Below are 10,814 nucleotides of genomic sequence, written 5' to 3'. Positions count from 1 at the left end.
TACCTTAGTGAAAGAAATCAGAGAAGCTGTCAGCGAAGCTAATAGAGATACTCTCGTTAATAACAAAGACAAAAAGCCTCTGTGTCTATGTGTCTCTGTGTTTAAATCTGTGTCATCTGTGTCATCCGTGTCTAAAAAATAGCCTGCATTGCGTAGCACCCGGTTGAAGCCCTGCTTCGCCCCAAAGAAAACCCTGAATAACCCCCACAGACCGCCCCAGCGTTTCAGAGAAAAAGAACTCTGTCCCTCTGTGCCTCTGTGTTCAATAATTCATAATTATGAGAATAAGTAAATACGTCCCCGGCCTCCTCCTTTCTTTCTCCCTGCCCCTGCTATGCAGTTGCATTGAGGAACCCCCCGTTCGTGTAGAAGACAATAGTAACTTCCGTCTCCTGATGGGTGGAGAGATGACCCGCTCGGTAGATAGCGATGCTATACTCGACAATATGCAGTTGTATTGTTTTTCACAGAGTAGCAACGCCCCCCTTTCCGGCAATGGAGGCAGTTGGAATTCTGATTTCAGCCATTCGCTTCTTGGAGTAACCCGGACGAACATGACCCTGCATACCAGTCAGGCACGGGCAGGCGATTGGGACTTGGTTATGGTATCCTCTGCCGGTGCCGTATTCACCCCTCCTGTCTCTAATAGAACATCGAGCCAAGCCCTGATGTACACATATACCCCGGGAAATGTCCAGGCTGATGGTTCTCGAAACCCGGCTCACGAGATTTGGCACCGCATGTTGCGTCTGCCAACCATCGGCGGAAATACCACTACCAACGCGTCTACCGGCATTACGCGAAATGCGTCGATGGTGCGGGTAGTGATTGACAGGGCGGTGGACGTAGATGTGAATTCAACAAATCATCTGTTTGAACTTCGCGGCGTGCCCAACAAGATATCCTGGAGCGGGACTCTTTTGCGCACAGTATCTCCCGGAGTGTACGAAACTTCTTTAAGCAATCCGGATGTATTGCCTGAACCCCTGACGGGTAAGTTTACCTTCACGGACAACAGTGCAGTGGAGACGGGTACATACAAGAGCGATACGCTTACCTTTATTATTCCCGCCCACCGTGAAGCCGACTTTTGGGCGGATGCCACTACCCCCAGTACAATTGCACAGGATACGATTACCCATAAAATGAAGGTTTTTGTTTCGTTGACCAGGGCATCGGGAGGAAGCAACTTTGAGAAGGAAGCCGAGATTAACCACGTTCACCGTTGTAACGGAATATTGGAGGTTCATATTCGTATGAAAGATACCGGCATTGAATTAAACACTTCGGTTACTCCCTGGGAGCCGGATGAACCGATTGATGGAAATGTAACGCCTCCTTTTCTGAATGTATCTGATCTGACAACTACCGTGTATGATGGTGCTGCAAGTCGCTTCTATTTCTGGAGCAATCAGCCTGCGGATAGTGTGTATGTACTTAATAATGCAAACAATATCAATGTGAACGAAGTATTCGACCGTATAGCCGGTCCGGGTGCTGCGAACTTGCATTATGATCCCCTGACAGGGTCGGGCTATATCGACATAGCCATAATTAATATTACTAACAGTGTTAGTGTTAATCGTACTATCACTCTTAAGGCAGGAAACCTGCGTCGTAATATTACGGTGAACACCACTACCACAGCACAAGTGCGTAAAGGTATTACTACCCCTTACATAGGTACATTCCACAAAGCGGACCAGGTGGGCGAGCGGGTGGTGACCTGGAAGTATACAGATGTAAGTACAGAAGGATACTGGACGGCATATATTGACCCTGAACTGTCGGGGGGCGATGTACTCATTGACCGGCTACCAAGTCCTTCCTTCTCAAACGGCACCGCTTCAAACGCATTGTATGGTACGTCTCCCACGGATGCAGAGTTGAGTACTGTGTCTGATGGTGGTGTCAGCGTATCGGGTAGGAATACCATTTATTTCCGGGTAGGTTGGAAAAACACGATACTCCCAACCGATGAACCCCGTTATGCCACCATTACTATTCGAAAGGGTATCAACGATCCTTCCGGAGAAAAAATACGAACACTTTATCTCCGGCAGGGAGAAAAGGCAAGTGCTGTCTTTACTGATTCCCGTACCAATCCGGCTCGTTTTTCTGTCTATAACCTGACTGTGAAGTCAACATTAACGAACCAATGGAATCAGTCTATTGGTCCGAGAGGTGGAGATTTTACAGAATTCCCCACACAAAGTGGTGCTCATTTCCAATGGATGGACGCTGTGAGGAGTACGTATGCTTACAGACCTCATGGCATTGCTTCTTCTTGGCATGCTATACCTCCATTTTATGAATTCTATTGGACAGAACCGGGTTCAGAATTACGCGATGACTATGAAACCTGTCCTCCGAATTATCGTCGGGTTAGTGATGGCGCTACGAATGGCGAACCTACCGGTACGTCGGAATTGCGTCAATCTCTTTGGTTAGATCCGAATGCCGCTAACGCAGCCAATACCTTAACGGGATATTATGCGGATGGTTTCTTTGATCGTCGTGCCATTGTTAATTCTGCTAATAGCTCCGGAGGGGCGGTAACATATTCCGCCGTAGGAACCGGTACAGATGTGGTGGCATACAAGGGTCGGTTGTTTTATAATGAACTGACTAAAGCATCCCTGTTTTTCCCTGCTGCCGGACAGCATCTGCAAAATAACGGATATTTGACTGAAGCGGGAGCGAAAGGGTATTATTGGACTGCTTCCTCTACCGTATCCACAACGCCGCCAATAGGCGCCAGGGCTTATATTTCGACAAGCCTCCGCAATGCCGCCATTAACATTCGTTGTGTAGTAGAGGAGTAGTAACTATTCGTATTGTCAACATAAAAGTAAAAATAGAAGAAATGAAAAATATAGTAAGATACGCTTTAATACTATTGGCTTGTGGATATGGAGTCGTAGCCAATGCTCAGATAACATTAGGACTGGGTAATGTGCTGGAAACTAATACTACGGATTGGAAGTACAGTACGGTAAGCTGCAGTGCTCCTTCCACTACTCGATTTACATCCATCATCATATCCATGGTTAATAATAATATACCGAATAACCCTACCGCTCCTCCGGGGGGCATGGTAAGATATGCTTCGGACGGTGTCAGTCCACGAACAATATTGTATGTGTTTAATACCCCTATTGACACGACAGGGGTCAAAAGCTTTATTGCGGGAATAACTTTTCGACGAACCCTTAACGACGTTCCGGGAGCTACTCCCTATGTAAACATCACTGTAGATGCCAACCCTACCAATCTTCCTGAGGGCGCTCCAATTACCGTGTGGGACGGTCATCCTGATGGCTCGCTACATTACTACATTTGGGTGTATCCTAATCGTGCTGTTCCTTACAAAGAAGCATATGAGGCTGCTAAGGATTACTATTTTCAGGGTATGCGAGGTTATCTGCCAACGATAACAAGCAAGGCTGAGGATCAGAGACTTACACAGATTTCAATTATACCGGGTTGGAGTGGAGGTGCCCGGACACCGGACGATATTGAGGATGAACAAGAACTTCCTGGCAGTGGGCGTGTTCCCACTATGAGAGATACAGGCAGTTACGGTGATATTGAGGATCCTGGAAAATACTACAGGTGGCTTTGTGGTCCGGAAGCAGGCTTTAGATACTACTATCATGCACCGAATAATCCTTCTAATAGTACTAGCGGTGACAACGACCCCACCCGCAGTTATGTGGTGAATGGTGCCTACACCGCTTGGAATGGTTCAGGAAATACTCAAGAGCCGAATAATAATGACTCTGGGGGTGGCGGTGAAAATGTTATGCAGATTAATTTTAGTAGCGGTCTTAACTGGAATGACTATTCACCTACCAATCCTGCTATTAAAGGTTTCTTTGTCGAATTCGGAGGTAACGGACAGGCTTATACTGTAACATGGAATAACGCAACGGCTTATTATCAAGCCAATGCGAAGTATAATACGCCGACAACATTTACTACCAATGACCAGTGGGAGAGATTTTCTCCGGGAAACAAGGCCGTTACAACCACTACATTCAAATCTAATTCCATGCGCTCTAATGTCTTGGTTATTGATGATGTAGAATAGTGATTTAACATAAACAATATACATAATGAATAGAATCGTAAAAACAATAATATTCATCGCTATACTGGCAGGATTTGCAGGTTGTTCGGAAGAAACGATGGAGGAGATTCCGGTCTCGTCTACTATTCCTGAAGGATATATCCGGGCAGCTCTCGACTTGCAGGTGGAAGAAAACAACTTGATTCAAACAAGAGCTAACGCTACGGAAGAGCAAGCCTATGATGATTCAAATGTTTGGGTACTGTTGTTTAAAGCTAATAGTATTACTGGAACCCCCCTCCACTTGCTGCAGGCGCCTGCAAAAGCGACCAAGTTAGGAGATAAGTTGTATGTCTTGTTGCGCTCCGTTCCTGACCATGTAGCCCTCTATGTGGTTACCGGCCTGACTGCGGACTTGAATAATGTAATGGCGAATATTCCGGAAAATACTTCTTTTTTTGATGTGAATGATGCGTTACAAACAGCCGCCGTGCCGGCAACCGGTGTTCCGATAGGAGGAACTTCTTATATCCCCATGAGTTCCGACTGTGCACTTTATAGTTCCGGTACCGCGTCCATTACTTCGATTACGCTACCGCTTATCCGGAGTGTAGCCAAGCTTAATGTAGATGCTTCGGCGATAAATACTGCAGAGTTCCAGTTGGAGGGAGTCACCTTAGTCAATGCAGCTAAGCAAGGATATGTTCTCCGGCAGGTAGAAATTTCGCCCAATTATACCGTTTATAATACACAACAGTACGAAGAAAAGACATCGATTTCCGGAAACAAGCTGACATCTGAGATATACATGTATGAAAATGCCGATATGTACTCGAATGGAGTAACACAAGTTCCGACAAAAATTATCATCAAAGGCAAATACAAGGGAGGTGCATCAAGCTATTACCGCATAGATCTATTGAAAAGAAACGCCAACGGCACCTATACACCATATAATATAGAACGGAATCACTGTTATGTCTTGACAATCAATAAAATAGATAATGCTGGTTACATTAATTTTGAGCAAGCTCTTGCCAATGAGCCGTCCAATAAATGGCCTCAAACGAATGTTGCGGTCACCGATGCGAATTCTTCTGATATTGTCAGTAACGGGCGCTATTATTTGGGAGTTACTAACTCGGAGTTTATCATATATGGTAACACTACCGCAACTCAGACTGTTGTTGTTGTGACTTCCAATGCTCCGTCAGGTACCCCTACTTCGATTACAGCTTCTGGTTTGGCAATACTTCAGACGTCGCTTCAAACTCCTAATGGTACAGCCCGTGCAACCAGCATCACTGCAAATTTAAGTAATGTCGCAGTAGGCGATAGCGCTTATATTGACCTGAGGGTGGGTGACTTAACCCAACGCATTACCATTCAGAAAAGAGCGGGTGTAGGCACTGCATTTAGTGATATAACAGATTTTTCTGAAAAGAAATACGTTGCAGGTAAGGTGAACTCAGGAACAGGGATGCGTTTTGCTACTAAACCGGAAGTCGACTTCAGTTCTTGTTGTAACTCGCTTGTTCATCCAGGGTTTTACATTCGTTGTAACTCGGGAACCGGTGCGCTGGGAGATTTATATATTTCCAGAGCCAATAACGAAGGTCGGGTTAAAGTATCAGTGTATAGATAAGATTACATTTACCCCATATATCTACTATGAATAAAGATACGAATAGAAGTTGTGAGTGAGTTAGTTTAAATATATATATGATTATGAATACCCTGTTTAGAAACATTTTAGTAAAAGAATCAAAGAATAGTGCAAGTGTGCATCTGTATTACAGTGCCGAGAGTGGCATTTGGAAAGCGTATGAACAATCGGCCCTGCGGCTGATGCGTCTTCTCCTCCTACCGAGAACCGCATTGCACGACGAGAACATCTCCGGTACATACATTCTCAGGTGTGTGGATGTGGACTTAAAACGAAAAGAACACAATGCAATATTGAAACACTGCATCGCTATGGGAGATGATTATATGGAACTGGCCGTGTAGAACTTACAATTAGTCCCTATAAAATCAAAATGAATAGAACCAGTAGATAATATGCATCTCATAACCTAAACACTTGTTCACATGAGTTGGTTCTTATATATTACGATTATCATCTTCCAAATCAAGTCCGGGGCTGTGATAGCTGCGGGCTTGATGCTATTTTTTTGAATTATGAATTTTGAATTCTGAATCCTAAATGGTTACGCGGACAACACGGAGTAAGCGGACGAACACGGAATTTATTTTTTAGACGCAGATAACGTGGATGACGCGGATTTCTCAGAATTCATAATTGCGCAGCCCCATTCAAAATTTATAATTCAAAATTCAATCAACTATCCATTTCTCTATATTCCGCATCTTGGCGGAGAAGTTCACGCCGATTTTGAACAGCTTCCGTGAGTCGTGTTCAAACGGCCGTGCATACTGCTTTTCTTCTATCTGTTGCAGGGCTTCTTCGGCTGTGCCATCCAGCTTGAACTCCATAACATAGATAAACTTATCTGTCTGGAGAACCAGGTCAACGCGTCCCGCACTCGTGTGGTACTCTGCCTTCGCATAGAATCCTACCAGCCTGAAAACAATAAAAAGCACATTCTGATAATGCAGTTCCAGGTCACGAATCAGTTCGTAAGGAGTATCGGAGAAGAATGTTTGCAGGCGGCGGAAGAAGGCGTCACAGTCGCCGGCACGTACTTCACGAACAAACTTCTGTATTTCGAAAGGAGATTCCACAGCATCGGTGTTGGCATAGAAAGGAAGCAGGAACTTAATAAACCCCTCTTCTACTTCACGGTTAGGGAAGCCCAGACGATACATTCCAAACTCCGTATCATACCCTTTTATAGTAAGGTATCCGCTCTGATAAATTACAGGAATCGGATTAGTGGAAGTGGAATCAATACTGTTCAGCATATCGGCGCTCGTTTCTTCGTGCATTATCCGTTCAAGGTTGTAACGATGCTTTTTCAGTAACTCCACCAGGTAGGTAGGTGTACCGGTTTCGAACCAGTAGCTGCCAAACTTCAACTTGGCGAATGTATTGAGTAAGCTAAAGGGATTGTACATTCCGATGGAGTTCTCTACGAAATGATAGCCATCGTAGCATGCTTTCAGCTCAGAGCAGACTTTCTCGTAAGTCATCTTCTGCTGAGTTGCCAGTGCATGAAGCTCTTCTTCCAGATTATCATGAATCTCCTGTTCTGTGATGCCGCAAAGTTCCACGTAGCGTTCGTCCATTGAAATATCCATCAGGTTGTTCAGGTCGCTGAACACGCTCACCTTGCCGAACTTGGTAACGCCTGTCAGCATGGCGAATTTGATGCAGCCGTCTTCACTCTTCAACGCGCCGTAGAAAGCTTTTAGTGTGTTTCGGAAGGATGTTTGCAAGGCTTCGTTCTCGATGGCTTGCAGCATGGGTTTGTCATATTCGTCCACGAGGATGACGACGCGTTGTCCGGTCTGCTTGCAGGCTCTCTGGATCACTCCCCGAAAGCGAAGAGCAAATCCCCTCTCCACCGGATTACGTCCATAGAGTGCCTCCCATTCGGATAAGGCTACCTCAAGTACATCATCCAGGCTTTCCGGCGAATCATACTTTTGAGTATTCAAATCCAGGCGAAGAATCGGATGTTTCGTCCAGTCTTTCTCCAACTGCTCTATTGCCAGCCCTTCAAAGAGTTCTTTCTTTCCCTGGAAGTAAGCCTCGAGCGTAGAAATAAGCAGGCTCTTACCGAAGCGGCGGGGACGGCTGAGGAAGTAATAATTGCCTGTCTTCACTAATTTATGAATCAAGGCGGTTTTATCTATATAAAAATAGCCTTCTCTACGGAGTTTCTCAAAATTCTGAATACCGATAGGATAAATTTTGCTCATAATTGTGGTATTTTATAGTAAGCAGATGCGCAAAGGTAAACAAAATGAATGAATTGGGCTTCGCAATGATGAATTTTGAATTATGAATTATGAATTTTGAATTAGTAAACACAGAGGTACAGACTTCTCATATACTCGTAATCGCGCAGCCCCATTCATAATTCATAATTCATAATTCATAATTCATAATTCAAAATTCATCATTCACCTATCCCGCATAATCCGCGCCTAAAAATTGCTATGCGGATAAGCGGTTTTACTCGGATTGAATTTGTCGGAAGTCCTCATCGTACAGTCCCACGAGCAGACTTTGTCCTTCGTGGTCTACTTTCAGGCCGCCATACACGGCTTGCTGATAAAGGGTGTCCTGTCCCTCTTGAAAGAAGAAAGATTCGGCGCCGAGGAATATCCGGTAATTTACGGTTTTGTATTTAATGGCTATCTCATTGCTGTTCAAAGGGGTGAGGGCGCTTTGCAAGCGTATGAGCCTGCCTACCTGATTGCTGTCCGTTTGGAGTATGGCATATCCGCGGGGGGCGGCGGTTTGCCGGTCTATCAGGTCGGAGGAAACTTCTTTGTAGTTGAGACGCATGTAGTCTCCCTGCATGAGGGAACGCGGGTCGACGGGAGCCAGTTGCAGTAAGATGAGCTGTCCGTTGTTCAAGGTCTGTTCTTTGTGATATACTGACCAGTTGAAGTATCCTAACAAGAGTATCAGGTTTACAATAATCAATATCCGGCTATATTTTTTCATGTCTTATCTTTTTTTGAGTGAAGAAATACCAGGCTGCAATACATGCGATGCCGATGAAGAAAAGCGTGATGGACTTAGTGAGCAGGCTCAGATTCAAGTCGTAATAGTATTTGGAGACGGCATAGATGAAGAGAAAGACTGCCGCCGTGCATTCTACCCGGTAGCCGTAATGGAAACATATCAGAATCAGTAACAGGCTGCCGGATAGGTAGGGAGCAAACAGGGTGGGTAGGCAGATTATGATACAAAGAATGTAGATGCCAATCCTGTTCAGCGGCTTATCTACTTTGATGACCTGCATGATTCGCTGAATCATGATAAGAAGTCCTATCCATATAAAGACGGACAGGATGCAGAATATGAGTTCGCCGTTTGTCTCGTATGCCAGATGATTGATGGATAATCCGCCCAGTGAGACGAAGCCGGATGCGAATAGTGCGGTGTGGAACGGATGGTATTTGGGAAGGTAGTCTTCCCCTAACAGGTGGAACAGTTTCTCTTCAAAGACGTTGATAAACAGATATGCTGCAAGAATGGGGACTACCGCTATCTGCAGGGGGTAGTATGAATAGAAGAAGTGAGTGGCTTCTCCGAACAGGGAGATGTTGAACAGGATTACCGAGAGAAAGGGGAGGATGAAGCCTTTGGACAGCACGAATGTGAGGATGCTGATTGCTGCAAGTACGACGAAGAGAGCGTGGATACCAGCGGTTTCTGCCATTCCGAAGCTAACCAGCGAACACCCGGCTATATATAAAGTGATGTTCATCGCATCGAGGAAAGCCCGGATGAGGAGACGGCTGATGGTCAGTGTGGTAAGAATCAGTATGCTTCCTATGATGAGGCAGGACATTTCGGAGTCGATAAGGCGGCTGATGAATAGAAATCCGAGGAAGAAGATAGCCGTCAGGGCTCCGCCGATGATGGACAGTACCTGGATTGTGAGATTATGCTTCTGTGCCATACCATTGTTTTTTTAGGTGAAGAATGATGTAGATAAGCAGGGTGGTTCCGGTGATGACGATAACTGCGGCGAAGAAGAACAGGAGGACTTCGTTGAGTTCGCTGTGGCACAGGAATGTGGTTAACAGTATCATCAGTACGGCAAAGGGGATGGTGGCGGAATAGAACAGGTTCCGTTGTTTCCATCCGAAGCAGAGTCCCGCAGCGAATAGCAGGGCGGCGCTTATGAGGGGGACGGACAATATGGAGTCTTCCCGGCAGATTGCCATCATGAGAAGAATGCTTGCGTGTACGATGGTGGCGAGCGACAGGAGGCTGACGAACCAACGGTTTTGTTTGCTCAGGCGGCGGTTCAGGTTCATCCATTCGGTGGCGGCGGTGACGAGGGCGCATATCCAGGTGATGGCATTGGACAGTAAGGTGGTTTCCCATGTGTCGGGGGTGGCTATTTGTATGATATACAGCCATATAGTAGTGCAGAGCAGTCCGATAAGGGTGAGCCACAACGGGGCGAAGCGGATGGCGACTGCCCAGAGGAGGGTGAAGAGAGTCCAGCCTAAGAAAAGGTCGTAGGCGTCGGCTCCCGTCTGGTAGATTTGTCCGAAGACGGCGAAGAGAGTGCCTATGAGGAAGGTGGCTCCGGTGAGGAGGATTTGTTTGGTGAGTGTGTTCCAGCGGGTGAGGATGGCGAGGAGGACGGAGGCGATTAGCAGGGCTTCGGCTATGCCGAGTTTGGCGAACTTGGGGAGTTCGTCCCAGTTGTAGGCAAAGAAAAAGATGATGCCTGAGACGGTGAATCCGACACCGGTTGCTAACAGGAAGATGGACAGGAACCGGTTCCATTGCTTTTTGCCGGCGTGTAGCGGTTGTCTTGATAAGGGGTGAGGGGTGGGGTTTTCCATGGGATTTTGGGTTTGGTGGGTGCAAATATAAGGAAATATATAACACGGAGGCACGGAGATACAGAGTTTACCTTTCTTTTAACCTGTATTATTCATACCGTAGGGGTTAAAGGAGTTGTCAGATTGACAATTTGTATTTTTAATCGCCTGAGAATGCGTTATTTCCGCCCGAAGGCAAGGTTGGTTAGAAATACGCGAGCGAAAATCGGTAAGTGTCAGGCTGATAGCGTGATATCGA

The 10,814-nt window shown here is 45.9% G+C and carries 8 protein-coding genes; 4 read left to right on the top strand and 4 right to left on the bottom strand.

The genetic code is table 11. The annotated features are described in order from the left end of the window. The first annotated feature begins 278 nt into the window (after positions 1–278). From B2Z67_RS01385 to B2Z67_RS01370, 4 genes are all read left to right on the top strand, one after another. Positions 279–2,825, top strand: a complete 2,547-nt coding sequence (locus tag B2Z67_RS01385; RefSeq protein WP_291528025.1) for a hypothetical protein — start codon at positions 279–281, stop codon at positions 2,823–2,825. Between the two features lie 41 nt (positions 2,826–2,866). After that, positions 2,867–4,093, top strand: coding sequence for a hypothetical protein (locus tag B2Z67_RS01380; protein ID WP_291528024.1), 1,227 nt, complete (start codon positions 2,867–2,869; stop codon positions 4,091–4,093). Positions 4,094–4,118: 25 nt separating this feature from the next. Next, positions 4,119–5,717: a hypothetical protein gene (locus B2Z67_RS01375; RefSeq protein ID WP_291528023.1), complete on the top strand. Its 1,599-nt coding sequence runs from the start codon at positions 4,119–4,121 to the stop codon at positions 5,715–5,717. Between the two features lie 83 nt (positions 5,718–5,800). After that, positions 5,801–6,082 (top strand): hypothetical protein, encoded by a 282-nt coding sequence (locus tag B2Z67_RS01370; protein WP_291528022.1) that lies wholly within the window; start codon positions 5,801–5,803, stop codon positions 6,080–6,082. A 327-nt stretch (positions 6,083–6,409) separates the two neighbouring features. Here B2Z67_RS01370 and B2Z67_RS01365 read toward each other — a convergent pair whose 3' ends face one another. The 4 genes from B2Z67_RS01365 to B2Z67_RS01350 form a co-directional block, all read right to left on the bottom strand. Next, the gene (locus B2Z67_RS01365) at positions 6,410–7,960 is read right to left on the bottom strand and encodes an ATP-binding protein (protein WP_291528026.1); all 1,551 of its coding nucleotides are present in this window, start codon (positions 7,958–7,960) and stop codon (positions 6,410–6,412) included. A 253-nt stretch (positions 7,961–8,213) separates the two neighbouring features. Beyond that, positions 8,214–8,711: a GDYXXLXY domain-containing protein gene (locus tag B2Z67_RS01360; protein ID WP_291528021.1), complete on the bottom strand. Its 498-nt coding sequence runs from the start codon at positions 8,709–8,711 to the stop codon at positions 8,214–8,216. Then, on the bottom strand, positions 8,698–9,675 hold the full coding sequence (locus tag B2Z67_RS01355) for a DUF4401 domain-containing protein (protein WP_291528020.1): 978 nt from the start codon (positions 9,673–9,675) through the stop codon (positions 8,698–8,700). Before B2Z67_RS01355 ends, B2Z67_RS01360 begins: the two co-directional genes overlap by 14 nt. Continuing rightward, entirely contained in the window at positions 9,659–10,576 is a 918-nt protein-coding gene (locus B2Z67_RS01350; protein WP_291528019.1) for a DUF2157 domain-containing protein, read from the bottom strand. The genes B2Z67_RS01355 and B2Z67_RS01350 overlap by 17 nt, the downstream gene beginning before the upstream one ends. Between the last annotated feature and the right edge of the window lie 238 nt (positions 10,577–10,814).

Source organism: Bacteroides sp. UBA939 (genome assembly GCF_002293435.1).
Lineage (GTDB): Bacteria > Bacteroidota > Bacteroidia > Bacteroidales > Bacteroidaceae > Bacteroides.
Note: the sequence above shows the minus strand (reverse complement) of the source record. Positions and strands in the feature narration are given on the sequence as shown.